1 protein-coding gene and 1 pseudogene are annotated in these 1,017 nt (G+C 66.5%); one reads left to right on the forward strand and one right to left on the reverse strand.

What is annotated here, in order from left to right; translation table 11 throughout:
* Positions 1 to 132 precede the first annotated feature (132 nt).
* On the reverse strand, positions 133 to 489 hold the full coding sequence (locus ACZ561_RS40095) for a PRC-barrel domain-containing protein (protein ID WP_388124041.1): 357 nt from the start codon (positions 487 to 489) through the stop codon (positions 133 to 135).
* Between the two features lie 160 nt (positions 490 to 649).
* On the opposite strand from ACZ561_RS40095, the pseudogene ACZ561_RS40100 reads away from it, so the two are divergent.
* Positions 650 to 1,017 (forward strand): annotated as a pseudogene (locus tag ACZ561_RS40100) (ribonuclease BN); the annotation flags it as partial.

Here is a 1,017-nt window from a genome sequence, read left to right on the forward strand (position 1 = left end):
GATGCCGATGATCAACAAGTAGCCCAGCCCCTCGGCCGCCACTCCGATGATTCCCAGCACGACGGCGACCAGAACGAGAAGAAGCAAGAAGGCCATGACGCTTACGCTCCCAAGGGTGGATGAGCGCGGGCGTCAGCGGCGCGCGAGTTGCCGCTCGCCTCCTGCTCCCGTCTGGTAGGGCATGTCGTAGTGCTGGAAGATCGCTTCCTCTGACTCGGCGGGCAGGATGTCGTCCATGCCGAGCGAGGGCGCCTTCTTCACCAGCGTCTTGGCGTAGGAGACCTTGACGTAGCCGGGCCCGAGGATTGCCTCGTCGAGGGGTACGAAGGCCAGGTGGTGGCGGGTGGGGAGTCCGGTGCGGACTGTGGCCATGGCCGGTTCGTCGGTGGTGGTGTCCACGTAGACCGCTTCGAGCACGCCGATCTTGTGGCCCTTCGGGTCGACGACGCTGTGGTTGCGCCACTCGCGGATATCGGCTGAATGGATCATGGCCTGCCTCCTGAGCCGTTGACCCGGGCCGGTTCGAGCCGCCCCTGCGGGCAGTCACAGCCTGCTGAACCTCGGTGGCCCATTGTTTGTTCAGGCTATCCGCGAATCTTCGCGTCGCGCCCTTGCGTGGCAAAGGTTTCGAACGTGGTAGTCGGCAGACATGCCGATAGAGCCTTCCGGTGACGCGGACCGTTCGTCTCGGTTCGGGCGGCTGCACCGCGTGATCAGCCGTTCGCCAGTCGGGCGTGGGTGGCGGCGGAGCAGGGATATCGAGCTGTGGTCGCGTTCGCTGGGCTTCGCGGCGCTGGGGTTCCTTACGTTGGTGCCGCTGCTGATCATTGTCTCCGCTGCCGACGCCGAGCACGGGCGGGGGTTCGCGCAGTGGCTGGGGGAAGGGCTGGGCGTCTCGACGGCTTCCAGGCGGCAGGTGGAGCAGTTGTTCATCCGGCCCGGTCAGGCCCTGCGGACCACGACCGCGTTCGGTATCGCCGCTCTTGCCGTGTTCGGCCTGACGTTCGGGGCGGCGGT

This window comes from Streptomyces sp. NPDC039609, from assembly GCF_055596705.1.

Coding starts and splice junctions, on each gene's coding strand:
- ACZ561_RS40095 (WP_388124041.1), bottom strand. CDS start 489: ATGATCCATTCAGCCGATATCCGCGAGTGGCGCAACCACAGCGTCGTC.